Raw genomic sequence first — 17397 nt, forward strand, 5'->3', positions numbered from 1 at the left:
TAAATCTGGTATTTTTTTCGTTATAAATGTTAATGTTTTCATAAAACAAGTAGTCTCATTTAAACCTTTTAAAATCTAAAAGGTCAAACTTTTTAAGTTAAGACGACTATCACCAAATGGGAAAGTATTTTTATAGATTTATATTGTTATTGTTTTTTACAAACTCATTTGCTCAATCTAAACCCTTTAAAATTTCAGGAACTTTAATTTCCGATGAAGATAAAATACCTTTAGAATCTGCAACTATATATCTTCAACAAGTTAATGATAGTACTTTAATTACTTATACCATTTCAGACAAGGATGGAGAATTTATATTAGAAAATAAAACACCATATAAAAAGGCGAATCTTTATGTTTCTTATATTGGATATCAAACCTATTTTAAAACCATTAGTTTAGATACAGAAACATTAGATTTAGGGAATATCCTTCTTAAAACAAGTACAAGTACATTAGAAGAAATTATAATAACATCCGTTGCACCGATTACCATAAAAAGGGACACGTTGGAATTTAATGTTAATTCTTTTAAAACTAAAAAAGATGCTAACGTTGAAGATTTATTAAAAGAGCTTCCAGGGGTTGAAATTAGTGAAGAGGGAACCATTACAGTTAATGGAAAAGAAGTTAATAAGATATTGGTAAACGGAAAACCATTTTTTGGTAGAGATCCCACCATTACAACTAGAAATTTAACCAAAGATATTGTTGAAAAAATCCAGGTTTTAGATACTAAAACAAAAGATCAAGCTTTTACTGGTGAAGAAGTAGATGGTGAAAATAAAACGATAAACCTAGTAATTAAGAAAGAAAATAATAAAGGTGTTTTTGGTCGTGTGGCAGCAGGTGCAGGTACAGATAATCATTATGAATATGCGGGTATGTTTAATTATTTTGATAATGATCGACGCATTAGTTTTTTAGCAGGTGGTAATGATATTAATTCACCAGGTTTTAGTTTTGGTGAAATTCGTAAAATGTTTGGTGGAGGTAACAATATTCGTTTTAACGGCAATGGCTCTTTTAATATAGACGGTCGCTCGTTTGGTGGCGGACAAGGAATTACTGAATCCCAAAACTATGGTACAAACTATGCGGATAAGTTTGGCGAAAAATTTGATGTTGCTGCAAATTATTTTTATTCAGGAAGTAACTCAGAGAATAAAAGCACGAGTAATAGAGAGAATATTTTAGCAGATTCTAGATATTTTACAACAGCTAATTCTAATAGCTTTAATGACAGTAATAATCATAGTGCAAATTTTGAGTTTGATATAAAAGTTGATTCTACTTTATTAATAAATATAGAGCCTTCCTTTAGGTATTCAAAAAGTAACACCGTTTTTTCGGAAGATGAAACGTCGTCAGATGAATTAAACGCACTAATAAATCAATCTACATTAGCTTCAAATGTTGAAACATTTGGTAAAAATTTCAACAATGATATCGATATAACAAAACGATTTGGTTCAAATGGCGCATTCGTGAGATTTAGTATAGAAAATGAAATAAATGTTAGAGAAAGTGATGATTACTTAAACTCTGAAACCAATATTTTTGGAGATAATCCTGAAGATATTATTAGAGATCAATATACCGATGGTGAAAATAAGGTTAATAGATTTAATTCAAGAGTAACATATAGAATACCATTAATTAGGAAAGAGTTCTTTTTGGAGTTGCAATATGATTATGATAGAAACAAACAAGAAGATAGAAAAAATACATTTGATAAGGATCAAATCACAAATGAGTATTCTGTTTTTAATACTGAATTGAGTACTGATTTTCAGTATATCAATCAAAGGAGTACACCTTCCTTTGAATTTGAATATAGAAAGAAAGATTGGTCAGCTAGTTTTGAAACATCTTATGTATTTAGAACTTTAGAAAATAATGATATTCTTAGACCAGAATTTAGTTTAAAGCGTGATTTTGAAGCAATTGAATTAAGATCTAGATTTCGTTATAGGTTTAGTCCTAAATCCTCATTTAGGTTTGGTTATAGTTTAAATAATAACCCTCCCCAACTATCCAATTTACAATCATTCAGAAATGTTTCAAATCCACTAAATACGGTTGTCGGTAATCCTAATTTGGAACCGGAGAATAGTCACCGTGTTTATATGCGTTTTAATGCTTTCGATTTTCAAAAAGGATCCGGGTTTTATGGGTATGTAAGTGCGAATTTTGACAATAATACCGTTGTTAGAAAAACGATAATTGATGAAAATTTAGTTAGAGAAACGACATTCGCAAATGTAAATGGCGCTTATCAATTAAATGGATATTTATCTGTCAATAAGAAAGTGAAAATAGATAGTTTAAGAACGGTTAGTTTTGATGTTGGAATGGGGCCCAATATTAGGAGGTCTGTGAATTTTAATAATGGGGTGCAATATACAAGTACAAATACTTCAATATCTCCAAGATTAGGACTTCGTGTCGTCTGGAAAGATGTTTTCGAGTTTAATCCAAGATACAGTTTATCTTTTACTAAAAACACATTTGATATTGAAAACATTGAAAATCAAGAATTTATTAGCCATTCTCTTAATTTAAATTCAGCAACTTTTTTACCTAAAGGATTTGAGTGGCGAAACGATATCCAGTTTAATTACAATCCTAATATTGCACCAGGTTTTCAAAAAAGCGCTTGGTTTTGGAATTCAACATTGGCCTATTCTGTGCTTAAAAACAATGGAAATATAACACTTAAAGTTTACGATTTATTGAACCAAAATACGAATGCAAGACGCGTAGCAACTTCAAATTATATTGAAGATTCACAAAGTACTGTTTTAGAACAATATTTTATGTTAAGTTTTAGCTGGAAATTTAATAGTTTAGGAAAGGCAGGAGAAACAGAAAATGATGGAGAAAGGTTTCATAGACATTAAGAATGTTACTACTTTTTTTATTATGAAATCTAATGATTATTAATACCAATAACGTATTCTCCTTTTCCAAGGTCAGGAACTTTGCTCATGTATTGAGAAATGATTCATTCTGTATGTTTTCGATTAATTGTTGAGGTTATGTTACGTATTTAGAAATAGCATTTATAAGCTCATATCTTTTACATTTCTACCAGCTGCCACCTGAACCACCACCTGAGAAGCCACCACCACCAAAGCCACCACCAAAGCCACCACCGGAACTTCCGCCGCCAAAACCGCCGCCTGAGCGTCCTCCGCCTCCAAAGCCACCACGACCTAAATTGCTTAAAATAATGGCGTCCCAAATATCAAACCCTTGATGTCTGTTGCCTCCTTTGCCACCACCACCGCGTCTGTTTTTTGAAATAGAGATAATAATAATGATGAAAATGACGATTAATATAATAATGAACTGAGAAGGGAAAGGTTGAGACTCCACGGGTCTACTGCCTTGATAAGCACCAGTTAAAATATCAAATATAGCATCTACGCCTTTATCTAAACCTTGATAATAGTCACCATTTTTGAATTCAGGAATAATAATGTTTCTTGTCAGTTCTCCAACAATTCCGGCAGTTAATCTGTCTTCAACACCATAGCCAGGAGAAATCCAGATTTTTCTGTCGTCTCTGGCTAATAATATAAAAACACCATTATCTTCTTTAGCTTGTCCAATACCCCATTTTTGGGCCCATTTTGGACTGAGTAATCCGATATTTTCTCCCTTGGTAGTGCTAATTATAACAACCACAATTTGTGTAGAAGTCGTGTCAGAATATTTAATAAGTTTATTTTCTAAAGTAATTTTTTCAGAACTAGATAAGAGATTTATATAATCATAAACACTGGTTTGCTCTTTTGGAATAGGTGGAATATCAAATTGGCTAAAAGAAAAGCTGGAAAACAGTATGGCTATTAAAAGAATAGTCTGTTTAATGAAGCCTTTTAGCCTAATAAGTAAATTCATATTTAAAACGGAATATATCATTTTAGGATCATCCTTTCGAGATGTCATCTGAAAGTTCATTTTTGTCTACGTGTATCCAGGGGAAATGTTTTTCTAATTCTTTGCCAGCTTTTAAAATACCTTCAACAAGACCTTGTTTGAAATTTCCTGTTTTAAAATGTGATTGAATAATATCTTTAGTACTCTCCCAAAAATCATCAGGTACTACTTCATTTATACCCTTATCACCATATATCACAAAGGTTTTGTCTTTGACAGCAACGTAAATAAGAACACCATTTTGGTCTTTAGTATTGTCCATCTTTAAGTAGTGAAACACTTCTAAGGCACGATTGAAGGCATCTGTTTGAGATGTTTTTTCAATGTGCACACGAATCTCACCAGAGGTGTTTAACTCTGCGGTTCTTATCGCTTCAATGATTTCCTGTTCTTCTTCTTTCGAAAGGAAATCTTCTACTTTAGACATAATTTAATTAAAATCAAATTCTACATCAACTGGTTTTTCTGCACCAGCTTCTGCATCAAAATAAGGTTTACCTTCAAAATCAAACAACCCGGCTAATATGGAGTTTGGAAATGTTTTTACGTGATTATTGAAAGGCTTAATAGCTTCGTTATATCGAGTTCTGGCAGTTTGAATGGTGTTTTCTGTACTGGTTAATTCATCCTGCAGTTTTAAAAAGTTTTCATTAGCTTTTAATTCCGGGTAGCGTTCTACCGTTACTAATAATCTAGATAAGGCACTGCTTAATCCACCTTGAGCTTCATTGAATTGCTTCAGTTGTTCTGGTGTTATGTTGGCAGGGTCAATAGTAGTTTGTGTTGCTTTTGATCGTGCTTCAATAACATCTGTTAAAGTTTTACGCTCAAAATCTGCCGCACCTTTAACCGTGTTCACAAGATTTCCAATGAGGTCATTTCTTCGTTGGTAAGAGGTTTGAACATTACCCCATGCTTCACTCACATTTTCATTTAATGTAACTGCATTATTATTGAATCCAACGGCCCATTTGTAGACACCAAAAATTACAACTAATATTATAATTACTGGAATTAACCATTTTTTCATGATTTTTTAAGTTTTAAAGTTGATCTTTTATTTTTGAAAGTTGATTTTTTATATCCTCTAATTTACTAATAATTTCAAAGTTATTGAGGGTTTTTTGCTTTTCTTCTTTAAGATGTGTTTTTGCACCATCAAGAGTAAAACCACGTTCTTTAACCAAATGATAGATAAGCTTTAGGTTTTTGATATCTTCAGGTGTGAATTTTCGGTTTCCTTTAGCATTTTTTTTTGGTTTAAGGGCATCAAATTCTTTTTCCCAAAACCTTATTAATGAAGTGTTGACACCAAAAGCTTCAGCCACTTCGCCAATACCATAATATCGTTTTTCAGGTAATTCTATATACATTAGTCTAAAGATTGGTTTTCTAATGACGCATTTTCTAATAGTTCATTAAACTCTTCTGCAGTCAAACTTCCGTAATAGAAGTTTATTGGGTTTATACGTACATCGTCTTTAAAGATTTCATAATGGCAATGCGGTGCTTCTGAGCGTCCAGTGCTACCAACAAACCCAATTAATTCTCCACGCTTGACTTTTTGATTTTTCTTAACGTTATACTTAAATAGATGCGCATATAAACTGACATAGCCATAACCATGATCAATTCTAATATGTTTTCCGTAACCAATGGCGCCTTCATCTGCGCGCACAACAACACCATCACCTGTTGCATAAATAGGGGTTCCTTTAGGTGCTGAAAAATCCATGCCCCAGTGCATTTTTCTAACTTTAGTAAAAGGGTCTGATCGCATACCATAACCTGAAGCCATACGCTTTAAGTCTTCATTTTTTACGGGTTGAATTGCCGGAATGGCCTCTAATAATTTTTCTTTTTCTTCAGCGAGTTTCGCAATTTCATCAAGTGATTTTGATTGCACTACAATTTGCTTTTGTAATATGTCCAGGCGCTTACTGGTTGCAATTATAAGTTTAGAATTATCAAAACCTTCTAAATTTTTATACCTGTTTATACCACCAAAACCGGCCTTACGCTGTTCGTCAGGTATAGGATTTGCTTCAAAAAACACCCGGTAAATGTTATTATCTCTATCGGCAACATTAGCCAAAACTGTTTCAGCTTCGTCCATTTTCCTGTTGAGTAGTTGAAACTGAAGTTGTACATTTTGTAATTCTCGTTTTAGGGCGCGTTCCTTGGGTGATTCTACATACTGACTAGCAAGAAAAACAAATAAGAACCCGAAAAGGGCAGAACCCAATAAAAACATAAAAGCGTATTTAAGGGTGGTTCTTTTCTTTCTTTCTATTTTTCTATAAGAAAGAGATTCAGGATCGTAATAATATTTTACCTTACTCATTACTGAAATTATACTATTTTTGCACTTTATATAACATGCAATTTATCATTAAATTGCATGCAAAACATCAAATATAAAAATTGTTTCGCAATTAATATAATTTAAGAACACAGTAACCATCTTACATAAATGAAGTCTCAAGATATTCGTGCCAAATTTTTAAAGTTTTTTGAAGAAAAGAATCACAGTATTGTTCCATCAGCCCCAATGGTTTTAAAAGATGATCCTACCTTAATGTTTGTCAATTCTGGTATGGCACCTTTTAAAGAGTATTTTTTAGGAAACGCTAAACCTAAAAACAATAGAATTGCCGATACTCAAAAATGTTTACGTGTTTCCGGAAAGCACAATGATTTAGAGGAAGTTGGGTATGATACGTATCACCACACTTTATTTGAAATGCTGGGTAATTGGAGTTTTGGCGACTACTTCAAAAAAGAGGCCATAGCCTGGGCCTGGGAATTTTTAACTGAAGTTTGTGCTATTGATAAAGCGATTCTTTATGTAACGGTTTTTGAGGGCAATGAAGAAGACAACCTTCCAATGGATTCTGAAGCTTTTGATTTATGGAAGCAATTTATTTCAGAGGACCGTATTTTAAAAGGAAATAAAAAAGATAATTTCTGGGAAATGGGAGATCAGGGACCCTGCGGGCCTTGTAGTGAAATACATGTTGATATACGTTCTCCTGAAGAAAAGGTAAAAATATCTGGAAGAGATTTAGTAAATAAAGATCATCCCCAGGTGGTAGAAATTTGGAATTTGGTATTCATGCAATATAACCGCAAGGCAAACGGCTCTCTTGAAGTGCTTCCAAATAAACATATTGATACGGGTATGGGCTTTGAGCGCCTTTGCATGGTTTTGCAAGGGGTTCAGTCAAACTATGATACCGATGTGTTTACACCCATTATTAGAGAAATTGAAACTATAACAAATTCTAACTACGGTAAAGATCAAGAAATTGATGTGGCTATAAGGGTTGTTGCCGATCATGTAAGAGCCGTCGCATTTTCAATTGCCGATGGGCAGTTACCGAGTAATACCGGTGCTGGATACGTGATTAGACGGATTTTAAGACGTGCCATTCGCTATGGTTTCACATTTTTAAATCAGAAGGAACCGTTTATTTTTAAGTTGGCAGAAACCTTAAGCATTCAAATGGGAATGGCATTTCCTGAGATTAAAGCCCAAGAAAGATTAATTGAGAACGTCATTAAAGAGGAGGAAAGTTCCTTTTTAAGAACCTTAGATCAAGGTTTATTGTTATTAGATAAGGTCATTGAAAATACACCTTTAAAAATAATAGATGGAGCAAAGGCCTTTGAGTTATATGACACCTATGGCTTTCCATTAGATCTTACTCAGCTTATTGCAAGAGAAAAAGGGTATACCATAGATGCGCAGGGTTTTGAAAATGAGATGAAAAAGCAAAAGGAGCGTTCTCGTGCTGCGTCAGTATCTGAAACTTCAGATTGGATGGTTGTTAAAGAGGATGATGTTCAAGAGTTTATTGGATATGATACACTTGAAGCCGATGTGAAATTGACCCGTTACCGAAAAGTAGTTTCTAAAAAGGAAGGTGAGCAATATCAATTAGTCTTTAATATGACCCCTTTTTATCCTGAAGGTGGCGGACAAGTTGGAGATAAGGGCTCTTTAGAAGCTCCAAATGGAGATGTTATTTACGTATTGGATACAAAAAAGGAAAATAATGTTACCATTCATATTACTAAAAATTTACCTAAACATTTAGGGGATACATTTAAAGCTATTGTAAGTAAGGAACACAGACAAAAATCGGCTAGTAATCATACGGCAACTCATTTATTACATCAGGCATTAAGAACTATTTTAGGGACGCATGTTGAACAAAAAGGGTCTTTAGTAAAACCAAAATCATTGCGTTTTGATTTTTCACATTTTGCAAAAGTGGATGTAGATCAGTTGCAGGAAATTGAAGATTTTGTAAATGCAAGAATTAGAGAAAACTTACCTTTAGAAGAACAGCGTAATATTCCAATGAAAAAAGCTATAGATGAAGGTGCTATTGCTTTATTTGGCGAAAAGTATGGAGACAGTGTAAGAGCTATTCGCTTTGGTCAATCTATGGAATTGTGCGGAGGCACTCATGTTAAAAATACGGGTGACATCTGGTATTTTAAAATTCAGTCAGAAGGCGCCATAGCTGCTGGAATAAGAAGGATTGAAGCCATCACTAATATGGCAGTTGGAGATTATTTTGAAACTATTGACAAACAATACGAAGCTTTAAAAGAAATGCTTAATAATCCTAAAGAGCCCGTGAAGGCGGTTAAAAGCTTGCAAGATGAAAATGCCAGTCTTAAAAAGCAGATTGAAATGTTGTTAAAGGAAAAATCAAAAGGCATTAAAGGGGATTTAGTTAATGAATTGACTGAAATAAATGGTATTCAGTTTTTAGCGAAACAGTTGGAATTGGATGCTTCGGGTATCAAAGATGTAGCCTTTGATTTGGGTAGTCAATTTGATAATTTATTTTTATTATTTGCTTCAGAACAAGATGGAAAAGCAATGTTAACCTGTTATATATCAAAAGAACTGGTGTCAAGTAAAGGATTGAATGCGGGTCAAGTGGTTAGAGAACTAGGTAAATATATTCAAGGCGGCGGCGGCGGTCAGCCATTTTTCGCAACTGCTGGCGGTAAAAGTCCTAAAGGAATTAAAGAAGCATTAGAAAAAGCTAAAGACTATATTAAATAGAAAGTAAAATGTGGCTATTGAAATAATCTAATGAATGAAACTACAAACTCAAATACCATTAAAAAAACAGTCAGACAATCTAATAGACTATGCGTCAAATATTTTATTAATCGGGTCTTGTTTTGTTGAAAATATTGGTAATAAATTAGAGTATTTTAAGTTTCAAAATCTTCTTAATCCATTTGGCATATTATTTCATCCAAAAGCAATAGAAACCTTAATGGTTGGTGCTATTGAAAAAAGACAGTTTTCAGAAAAAGACATTTTTTTTTATGATGAACAATGGCATAGCTTTGATGCACATTCCAAACTGAGTAATCCTTCTAAAGAAGCATTACTTTTAAATCTCAATAATCGGTTAGGTTTAACTAATCAAAAAATTCAAAGGGCATCACATGTTATTATAACATTAGGAACGGCATGGGTATATCGCTTTGTCGAGTCTCAAAATATAGTTGCCAATTGCCATAAAGTGCCGCAAAAACAATTTTCAAAAGAATTATTATCGGTTGTAGAAATTTTGCAATTACTTGAAAATATGGTGTGCTTAATTAAGAAAGTGAATCCTGATGTAGCTATAATTTTTACAGTATCTCCGGTGCGTCACCTTAAAGATGGCTTTATAGAAAATACTCAAAGTAAGTCACATTTAATTACAGCGATTCATTCTATATTAAACGATAAAATCCATTATTTCCCTTCCTATGAAATTATGATGGATGAGCTAAGAGATTACAGATTTTATGCCGAAGATATGATACATCCTAATAATCTGGCAATTGAATATATTTGGAATAGGTTTAAAGAAGTTTGGATTTCTGAAGATTCAAATAGTATAATGGATGAGGTAGATGTTATTCAAAAAGGCCTGCAACATAAACCATTTAGTCCTGATTCAGAATCCCATCAAAAATTTCTTCAAAACCTTGAAAAAAGTAAACAACAGCTTAAATTAAAGCTGCCTTTTATTAAGTTTTAAACTATTAAAAGTATAAGAAAATTTAGTTTGGGTAATATAAATAAACTATTACGCTTAAACTTTTTTAATAGCATTTGGACGAAAAAATATTTGAATATCAGCTAATTAAAGTATATTCATTTCGCTATTAATCAGTTCATATTTTGAAAACACCAGTCGATATAATCAGTAAAATGATTTTATGACTGGTGTTTTTGTATTTTGAAATAAGCTTTAAAGTTTATTATTTAAACTAGTCCAGCCACCACCATTTAAGGTTTCAATGCCTTGATTGTTTAAAATGCTTGCGGCACTTCCAGAACGCATACCACTGGCACAACAAACAATAACTGGTTTGTTAAGTTTTTTTATGGCTGCAATCTGTGTGTTTATATTTTGTAAAGGAATGTTTTTTGAACCCCGAATGGCTCCTTGCTGAAACTCGCCTTTGGTTCTTACATCAATTATAACGGCGCCTCTCGCTTGAAAATCCTTAATTTTTTCCGTTTTGTTTCCAGTTAGAAAATCAAATAGTCCCATATTTTTTGAAAAATGTTATGCAAATTAAATTATTTTATTTTGTAACCAATGTAACAATAGTTACAGGGTGTTTTTTTTCAGTATCTTCATACTTTACAATTTATTGCGAAATTAAAAGAATTATTTTATAATTTATTATTATGTTAGGATTAAGAACTACCGCTTATAAAGTAGATAATTTAGAAGCTGCTAAATCTTGGTATAGAAAGGCTTTTAAGACCGATCCATATTTTGATGAACCTTTTTATGTTGGCTTCAATATAAAAGGTTATGAATTGGGTTTAATGCCAGTTGAAGGAGACATATTACGAGGGGAAGGGGTGTTGTCATATTGGGGCGTTGATGATATTTTTATAACTTTTGATTATTTAATTGGGCTGGGAGCCAAACCTCATAAGGAGCCAACAAATGTTGGCGGTGAGTTGATGGTGGCCTCTGTTTATGACCCTTGGAAAAATATTATTGGCATTATTTACAATCCTTACTTTAAATTAGAAAATGAATAAAGAAACACTTTTACAAGTCCATGAACGAGTGAAACCCTATATTCACAGAACGCCCGTATTAACTTCAGAGTTGATAAATGACATGGTACAGGCGCAGGTTTATTTTAAATGCGAAAATTTTCAAAAAATGGGTGCATTTAAAATGAGGGGAGCGGCCAATGCGATATTGAGTTTATCAAATGAAAAGCGGAGTAAAGGTGTGGTAACACATTCCTCTGGAAATTTTGCACAGGCATTGTCATTAGCGGCGAAGAAAATGGGTGTTAAAGCCTATATTGTGATGCCTAAAAATGCGCCTCAGGTTAAGAAAGAGGCCGTAAAAACCTATGAAGGTGAAATCATAGAATGTGATTCAAACCCAATAGCTAGAGAAGAGATGGCTGCAAATGTTCAAAAAGAAACTGGAGCAACGTTTATTCATCCTTCAAATGATGATAACGTAATTTATGGCCAAGGTACAGCAGCTATGGAATTGTTGGAGGATTATCCAGAGTTAGATTATATTTTTTCTCCAGTGGGTGGAGGCGGTTTAATTGCAGGAACGGCTTTGGCAGCCGCTTTTTTTTCAAGTCATTGTAAAGTTATTGGTGGAGAACCAAAAAATGCTGACGATGCCTATCGTTCTTTACAAAGTGGCAAAATAGAGTTTAATGAACAGGTAAATACAATAGCAGATGGGTTACGTACTTTTTTGGGTGATAGAAATTTTCCAATCATTAAAAAATATGTAGAACGTATCATCAGAGTAGAAGAGGAGGAAATTATAGAGGCTATGAAACTGATATGGGAACGTATGAAAATTGTTATTGAACCGTCAAGCGCCGTTCCGTTTGCTGCATTATTAAAAAATAAAGAGGATTATAAAAACAAAAAAATAGGAATCATTGTTTCAGGTGGAAATGTTGATGTTGGAAACCTGCCGTTTTAAGGATTTATTATTAAGTTTGAATTAAATTAGGTTCTTGTTTTAAAGAAAAAAATATGAGTGCACCATTTGTGAAGTTAACAATTGAAAATAGTGTTGGGTATATTACCTTTTTTCATCCTGACCAAAATGCACTGCCAAGTGAAAGTTTAGTTAAACTGGAGCGAACTATTTTAGACGCAGGAAGAAATGAAGCTGTTAAAGTAATTGTCATAAAAAGTGGTGGAGACAGAACATTTTGTGCAGGTGCCAGTTTTAAAGAACTAGTAAGTATTTCAACTACAAAGGAAGGAGAAAAATTCTTTTCTGGTTTTGCTAATGTTATAAATGCGATGCGTAAATGTCCGAAACTCATTATTGGGAGCGTTCAAGGCAAAGCCGTTGGTGGGGGTGTTGGCTTAGCTTCAGCAACAGATTATTGTTTGGCAAGCAAATTCGCGTCAATTAAATTAAGTGAATTAAGTATTGGAATAGGGCCATTTGTTATTGAGCCTGCAGTTTCAAGGAAAATGGGTGCTACAGCCATGTCACAAATGACAATTAATGCAGAAACTTTCTTTTCTCCAGAATTTGCTAAAAATAATGGTTTGTATGCAGAAGTTTATGACTCTGTGGAAACTTTAGATGAAGCGGTTAAATCACTGGCAGAAAAATTATCACATTATAATTCTGAAGCTTTAAGGGAACTTAAAACCGTGTTTTGGAAAGGTACTGATCATTGGGATACCCTTTTAAAAGAACGTGCTAAAATAAGTGGAAAGCTGGTTTTAAGTGACTTTACTAAAGACAGCTTAAAGCGTTTTCAATAATTATACGGTTAATCTTTTTTTATTAATTATTTCCAAACCATCATCTATTAAATGACCTACTTCTGGTCTGCTTTGTTTAATGTTTTCTAAATGTTCTAAGCAGCTAATGCTTAAGTTTTTCTCATTGTCTAAAGTTGCCAGTTCATAAATTTCTACGGGTAATAACCAATCATTCGAATGATTGGTTATTAACTCTTCCAAGACTTTCGTTCTTGAAATGGTTCTGTTTTTTGCGTCTCTATAATCTCTGATTTGCTGATACAATCTTTCTAATTTTAACTGCTTTTCAGATTTGCTAATGTGAATAGTTTGAGTCGTTGGAACATGGGTTATCAAATCAAAACTTTGTAAATCTGCAGGGCCAGAAAAAGCTGAAACAACTTCCTTTCCAACAGCCATATCATATATGCCCCAATCTGGCTCAAATAATACCTTATCAAAGTGTTTTACAGTGCAGTTTTTAAAACTTACAAGAATTATTTTTCCTTGTAAGTTGCGTTTTCCGGTAATAATTTCACCTGAAACATTGATGCCTCCTTCAAATTCTAAAGTCACGGTGCGCTCTTCATAAATATTATATGCACTTAAATCGCGTGGGCTCATATCTTCAATAGCCAGGTTGATGCCTTTTAATTTTCCTATAGGAGTGCCAAAACCTTGTTTGTGATTTGGAACACCATGGCCTATTAATTCTTTTTCTCGATAGGCCAGAGCAGTGTCTCCAGTTGTTTGAATGTATACAGGTTTGCCTTCATTTTCAATAACATGTGTGAAGGTTCCTGAGATTTGAATACCTGTACTCAATTCTATAGTTCCTAAAGCTTTGGAATGAATGAGTTTTTTAATTCCTGAAAGCCCTCCTTTTCTTAAAGCCATCGTATTGGCAAATTCTTCTAATATTAAGCTTAGATGTGCAAAATCTGGTGTCACATAAAGCTGAGGTTGAGGTTTGGTAATGTCAAAATCTTTAAACGTTGCATCGATATCATAAGGCAGTTTTTTCACCGCTTTTGTCATACACCACGCGCTTTCTCCAATGGAGGATAATAATCCGGCACCATAGATTTTTGGATTTTCTACTGTTCCTATTAAACCATATTCAACCGTCCACCAGTGCAAATTTCTAATAAGTGCCATTTCACTTGGCTCTCCCATATTTTTTTGAAGTTCTTCAACTTTTTTCTCTGCTGAATCAATATCATTTTGAGCAGAGTTAGGAGCCTCTTTGATTATGGAAAGGTTTCTAACGGCTTCATATAACTCATAATCTTTAGCTGATGAAATGGCTTTACAGCCAATTTCTCCAAACCGTCTTAAATACTCCGCATATTCTGGATTTGCTATAATGGGTGCATGACCAGCACCTTCATGAATAATATCTGGAGCAGGGGTATATTCAATATGGTCTAATTGCCTAATATCACTGGCAATGACCAATACATTATAGGCTTGAAATTCCATAAAAGCATTTGGTGGAATAAAACCATCTACTGCTACTGCCGCCCAGCCAATATCTTTTAAAATTCTATTCATTCCGTACATATTGGGAATACTTTCAATAGAAATTCCGGTTTGTTTTAAACCGTCTAAATAGGATTTATGAGCTACTTTACTTAAGAAATCAACATTTTTTCGCATGACATAACGCCATACAGCTTGGTCAATGGCAGAATAATCTTCATAATTTTGTGGTTTGATAAATTGACGCAGATGCTTAGGTAAGCGATTTAAAATAGGGTTTAATTCTATTGAGTTATCCATGGATATTACTAAATGAGATTTAAGTAAAAATACAAAGAATGCATAAAATAGGGAAGCGCATGAACATAATAAAAAAGCAACTTTAATAAGTTGCTTTTTTATATATCTCTTTATTTTTTTGCTCCTGGAGGATATTTTTCCATTATTTTAGAAACAAATTCTTTAATAAGGGCTTCTTTTTTATCCATATTTCTGCTTAAATAACCGGTTCCCATTCCTTGCCAAACCAGCTCTTTTTTATTAGCATCAATGAGATCGATAAACAATGTGCCTTCTGTAGAAGTTGAAACAGATGGTTGGTTATATCCCCAACCCCAGCCAGGTCCAAATCCACCCCAAGGACCCCATCCGCCCCATCCCCAAGCGCCCATGCCCCAGGTATTATTGTAAACATCAACCCGTTGGTTTGATTTTGTAAATAAACTTATTAGTAGATCTGGAGTTTCAGATTTTGTAAATCCTTTTGCTAATAATTCAGACTCAATGGCACGAAGAATACGCCGTTTATCGAGATCATTTATTTCGGCCTTATCAATGCCAGTTTTAAAGAAAGCAAATGTTTTGAAGTTGTCAAAATTAGCATTCTTATCATAATCAGTAGCGACTCTTATTGAGCTGCATGAAGTGACCACTAAAAGCAATATTACCAACAGTGGGATTGTTTTTAAGATTCTTTTCATTTTCTTTTTTTTTAATGGTTATAACGAATTTAATAAATTATCGTCTACAAAATTTGGTAAGGTTATTTTTAAATTTGGTTCCATAGTCATCGCTCGTTTAATGGCAAAAATAGCGCCTTCATTTCTAGCCCAACTTCTTCTGGCAATACCGTTGTTAACATCCCAAAACAGCATAGATTTTAACCGGCTTTCTGCCTTTTTACTACCATCAAGAACCATACCAAATCCACCATTTATAACCTCTCCCCAACCTACGCCACCACCATTATGAATACTTACCCAGGTGGCCCCTCTAAAGCTGTCACCAATGACGTTTTGTATGGCCATATCAGCTGTAAACTTGGATCCGTCATAAATATTACTAGTTTCTCTAAACGGCGAATCTGTGCCTGATACATCATGATGATCTCTTCCTAAAACAACGATTCCTATTGCCCCTTTTTGAATAGCATCATTAAACGCTTGGGCAATTTTCATGCGCCCTTCAGCATCAGCATATAAAATGCGCGCTTGAGAACCTACCACTAATTTATTTTCTTGGGCGCCTTTTATCCACTGTATGTTATCAGCCATTTGTTGCTGTATTTCTTTTGGAGAGCGTTTCATCATTTCTTCTAAAACAGCGCAAGCAATAGCGTCTGTTTTTTCTAAATCTTCAGGTTTTCCTGAAGTGCAGACCCATCTGAAAGGACCAAAACCATAATCAAAACACATAGGCCCCATAATATCTTGAACATAACTCGGATATTTAAAATCAAGGCTATTTTTAGCCATGATGTCAGCACCAGCACGAGAGGCTTCAAGTAAAAAAGCATTCCCATAATCAAAAAAGTAGGTTCCTTTTTCTGTATGTTTATTAATATCCAGAACATGCTCCCTCAAAGTTTGCTGCACTTTTTCTTTAAATAATGTAGGGTTTTCAGCCATTAATTTATTGGCCTCTTCAAAAGAAATACCAACAGGATAATAGCCACCGGCATAAGGATTATGTAAAGAAGTTTGGTCACTTCCAATGTCTATAGTGATGCTTGCTTTGTCAAAGGATTTCCAGACATCTACTATGTTTCCTAAATAAGCGATAGAAACAGTTTCTTTTTGAGATTTTGCTTTTTTAACGCGAGTTATAAGGTCATTTAAATCCGTAATTATTTCATCTATCCAGCCTTGTTCGTGACGAATTTTTGTAATCTTAGGATTAACTTCAGCACATACAGTAATGCAACCAGCAATGCTGCCAGCTTTTGGCTGTGCTCCTGACATGCCGCCTAAACCCGAAGTTACAAATACATGGCCTTTGGGATTTTTATTTATTTTTCTAAAAGCATTTAAAATAGTTATGGTGGTACCATGTACAATACCTTGTGGCCCAATATACATATAACTTCCAGCGGTCATTTGTCCATATTGAGTCACGCCTAAAGCGTTATATCTTTCCCAATCATCTGGTTTGGAATAATTAGGAATCATCATGCCGTTTGTAACGACTACTCTTGGGGCTTCTTTGTGTGAAGGAAATAACCCTAAAGGATGACCCGAATACATGACTAAAGTCTGTTCGTCATTCATCTCTGCAAGGTATTTTATAACCAATAAATATTGTGCCCAATTTTGAAAAACGGCACCATTACCTCCATAAGTAATTAATTCATGAGGGTGTTGAGCGACTGCATGATCCAAATTATTTTGTATCATCAGCATAATAGCTGCGGCTTGTTTTGATTTTGCAGGGTATTCATCAATAGGTCTGGCATACATTTTATAATCCGGACGCAAGCGGTACATATAAATACGACCATAGGTGTCCAGTTCATTTTTGAATTCAGTAACTAAATCCTTATGATGTTTTTTGTCAAAATAACGTAAGGCATTTTTAAAAGCTAGTTTTTTGTCTTCTAAAGATAAAATGTCTTTTCTCCTAGGCGCGTGATTAATAGATTGGTCATAGGGTTTTGCTTTTGGTAAAATATTTGGAATACCTTCTAATATTTGCTCTCGAAAAGTCATTGATTATGTTAATTTCAGTTTATGATTTTACTTTCTTTTCATTAAAGCCATAAGGACAATGCCTGCAGTTACTTTCACAACAATAGCCCCGTTTTAACAGGTATTGCTCTGTAAAACAACGATAGCCTTCTGGTGTTAGGTAATAATCACCTTCTTCTAAAGGGATAATTTTCTTCATAG

At 33.9% G+C, this 17397-nt stretch carries 16 protein-coding genes; 6 read left to right on the top strand and 10 right to left on the bottom strand.

The features are described 5' to 3' along the window. Window positions 1-116: 116 nt before the first annotated feature. A complete protein-coding gene (locus tag V8G56_RS08980; RefSeq protein ID WP_395438113.1) occupies window positions 117-2903 on the top strand; it encodes an outer membrane beta-barrel protein in 2787 nt (928 codons plus the stop codon). 187 nt (window positions 2904-3090) lie between these two features. Here the strand turns inward: V8G56_RS08980 and V8G56_RS08985 are convergent, their stop codons facing one another. From V8G56_RS08985 to V8G56_RS09005, 5 genes are read right to left on the bottom strand one after another with little or no spacing between them, the layout of a single operon-like run. Beyond that, window positions 3091-3957 (bottom strand): TPM domain-containing protein, encoded by an 867-nt coding sequence (locus V8G56_RS08985; RefSeq protein ID WP_395438114.1) that lies wholly within the window; start codon window positions 3955-3957, stop codon window positions 3091-3093. Beyond that, window positions 3938-4375 carry a TPM domain-containing protein gene (locus V8G56_RS08990; RefSeq protein ID WP_395438115.1) on the bottom strand — a complete coding sequence of 146 codons (438 nt, stop codon included), beginning with the start codon at window positions 4373-4375 and terminating at the stop codon, window positions 3938-3940. The genes V8G56_RS08985 and V8G56_RS08990 overlap by 20 nt, the downstream gene beginning before the upstream one ends. Window positions 4376-4378: 3 nt before the next feature. Continuing rightward, window positions 4379-4978 carry a LemA family protein gene (locus V8G56_RS08995; RefSeq protein WP_395438116.1) on the bottom strand — a complete coding sequence of 200 codons (600 nt, stop codon included), beginning with the start codon at window positions 4976-4978 and terminating at the stop codon, window positions 4379-4381. Window positions 4979-4991: 13 nt separating this feature from the next. Next, entirely contained in the window at window positions 4992-5321 is a 330-nt protein-coding gene (locus tag V8G56_RS09000) for a MerR family transcriptional regulator (protein ID WP_331631112.1), read from the bottom strand. Continuing rightward, entirely contained in the window at window positions 5321-6292 is a 972-nt protein-coding gene (locus V8G56_RS09005) for a M23 family metallopeptidase (RefSeq protein ID WP_395438117.1), read from the bottom strand. Before V8G56_RS09005 ends, V8G56_RS09000 begins: the two co-directional genes overlap by 1 nt. Window positions 6293-6421: 129 nt before the next feature. On the opposite strand from V8G56_RS09005, the gene alaS reads away from it, so the two are divergent. Both alaS and V8G56_RS09015 read left to right on the top strand, forming a co-directional pair. Next, a complete protein-coding gene (gene alaS, locus V8G56_RS09010) occupies window positions 6422-9034 on the top strand; it encodes an alanine--tRNA ligase (protein ID WP_395438118.1) in 2613 nt (870 codons plus the stop codon). Between the two features lie 34 nt (window positions 9035-9068). Next, entirely contained in the window at window positions 9069-10013 is a 945-nt protein-coding gene (locus tag V8G56_RS09015; RefSeq protein WP_395438119.1) for a GSCFA domain-containing protein, read from the top strand. A gap of 213 nt (window positions 10014-10226) precedes the next feature. Here V8G56_RS09015 and V8G56_RS09020 read toward each other — a convergent pair whose 3' ends face one another. Further along, the gene (locus V8G56_RS09020) at window positions 10227-10532 is read right to left on the bottom strand and encodes a rhodanese-like domain-containing protein (RefSeq protein ID WP_395438120.1); all 306 of its coding nucleotides are present in this window, start codon (window positions 10530-10532) and stop codon (window positions 10227-10229) included. Window positions 10533-10672: 140 nt separating this feature from the next. On the opposite strand from V8G56_RS09020, the gene V8G56_RS09025 reads away from it, so the two are divergent. The 3 genes from V8G56_RS09025 to V8G56_RS09035 are packed head-to-tail and all read left to right on the top strand — an operon-like array spanning window position 10673 to window position 12772. Continuing rightward, window positions 10673-11038 (top strand): VOC family protein, encoded by a 366-nt coding sequence (locus V8G56_RS09025; RefSeq protein ID WP_395438121.1) that lies wholly within the window; start codon window positions 10673-10675, stop codon window positions 11036-11038. Next, window positions 11031-11966: a pyridoxal-phosphate dependent enzyme gene (locus V8G56_RS09030; protein ID WP_395438122.1), complete on the top strand. Its 936-nt coding sequence runs from the start codon at window positions 11031-11033 to the stop codon at window positions 11964-11966. The genes V8G56_RS09025 and V8G56_RS09030 overlap by 8 nt, the downstream gene beginning before the upstream one ends. Before the next feature lie 53 nt (window positions 11967-12019). Further along, window positions 12020-12772 (top strand): enoyl-CoA hydratase/isomerase family protein, encoded by a 753-nt coding sequence (locus V8G56_RS09035; protein WP_395438123.1) that lies wholly within the window; start codon window positions 12020-12022, stop codon window positions 12770-12772. Here the strand turns inward: V8G56_RS09035 and V8G56_RS09040 are convergent, their stop codons facing one another. From V8G56_RS09040 to V8G56_RS09055, 4 genes are all read right to left on the bottom strand, one after another. Continuing rightward, window positions 12773-14533, bottom strand: a complete 1761-nt coding sequence (locus tag V8G56_RS09040; protein ID WP_395438124.1) for an aromatic amino acid hydroxylase — start codon at window positions 14531-14533, stop codon at window positions 12773-12775. A gap of 110 nt (window positions 14534-14643) precedes the next feature. Then, complete coding sequence (locus V8G56_RS09045; RefSeq protein WP_395438125.1) at window positions 14644-15213, bottom strand: DUF4136 domain-containing protein; 570 nt, start codon at window positions 15211-15213, stop codon at window positions 14644-14646. A gap of 18 nt (window positions 15214-15231) precedes the next feature. Further along, a complete protein-coding gene (locus tag V8G56_RS09050; RefSeq protein WP_395438126.1) occupies window positions 15232-17217 on the bottom strand; it encodes a urocanate hydratase in 1986 nt (661 codons plus the stop codon). A 19-nt stretch (window positions 17218-17236) separates the two neighbouring features. After that, on the bottom strand, window positions 17237-17395 hold the full coding sequence (locus V8G56_RS09055) for a DUF5522 domain-containing protein (protein WP_395438127.1): 159 nt from the start codon (window positions 17393-17395) through the stop codon (window positions 17237-17239). Window positions 17396-17397: the final 2 nt, after the last annotated feature.

The sequence above is a fragment of the Gaetbulibacter aquiaggeris genome (genome assembly GCF_044003965.1).
Lineage (GTDB): Bacteria > Bacteroidota > Bacteroidia > Flavobacteriales > Flavobacteriaceae > Yeosuana > Yeosuana aquiaggeris.

Excerpts from the sequence above, each read along its gene's own strand:
- V8G56_RS08980 (WP_395438113.1), top strand. The coding sequence starts at position 117 with ATGGGAAAGTATTTTTATAGATTTATATTGTTATTGTTTTTTACAAAC.
- V8G56_RS08985 (WP_395438114.1), bottom strand. The coding sequence starts at position 3,957 with ATGACATCTCGAAAGGATGATCCTAAAATGATATATTCCGTTTTAAAT.
- V8G56_RS08990 (WP_395438115.1), bottom strand. The coding sequence starts at position 4,375 with ATGTCTAAAGTAGAAGATTTCCTTTCGAAAGAAGAAGAACAGGAAATC.
- V8G56_RS08995 (WP_395438116.1), bottom strand. The coding sequence starts at position 4,978 with ATGAAAAAATGGTTAATTCCAGTAATTATAATATTAGTTGTAATTTTT.
- V8G56_RS09000 (WP_331631112.1), bottom strand. The coding sequence starts at position 5,321 with ATGTATATAGAATTACCTGAAAAACGATATTATGGTATTGGCGAAGTG.
- V8G56_RS09005 (WP_395438117.1), bottom strand. The coding sequence starts at position 6,292 with ATGAGTAAGGTAAAATATTATTACGATCCTGAATCTCTTTCTTATAGA.
- alaS (WP_395438118.1), top strand. The coding sequence starts at position 6,422 with ATGAAGTCTCAAGATATTCGTGCCAAATTTTTAAAGTTTTTTGAAGAA.
- V8G56_RS09015 (WP_395438119.1), top strand. The coding sequence starts at position 9,069 with ATGAAACTACAAACTCAAATACCATTAAAAAAACAGTCAGACAATCTA.
- V8G56_RS09020 (WP_395438120.1), bottom strand. The coding sequence starts at position 10,532 with ATGGGACTATTTGATTTTCTAACTGGAAACAAAACGGAAAAAATTAAG.
- V8G56_RS09025 (WP_395438121.1), top strand. The coding sequence starts at position 10,673 with ATGTTAGGATTAAGAACTACCGCTTATAAAGTAGATAATTTAGAAGCT.
- V8G56_RS09030 (WP_395438122.1), top strand. The coding sequence starts at position 11,031 with ATGAATAAAGAAACACTTTTACAAGTCCATGAACGAGTGAAACCCTAT.
- V8G56_RS09035 (WP_395438123.1), top strand. The coding sequence starts at position 12,020 with ATGAGTGCACCATTTGTGAAGTTAACAATTGAAAATAGTGTTGGGTAT.
- V8G56_RS09040 (WP_395438124.1), bottom strand. The coding sequence starts at position 14,533 with ATGGATAACTCAATAGAATTAAACCCTATTTTAAATCGCTTACCTAAG.
- V8G56_RS09045 (WP_395438125.1), bottom strand. The coding sequence starts at position 15,213 with ATGAAAAGAATCTTAAAAACAATCCCACTGTTGGTAATATTGCTTTTA.
- V8G56_RS09050 (WP_395438126.1), bottom strand. The coding sequence starts at position 17,217 with ATGACTTTTCGAGAGCAAATATTAGAAGGTATTCCAAATATTTTACCA.
- V8G56_RS09055 (WP_395438127.1), bottom strand. The coding sequence starts at position 17,395 with ATGAAGAAAATTATCCCTTTAGAAGAAGGTGATTATTACCTAACACCA.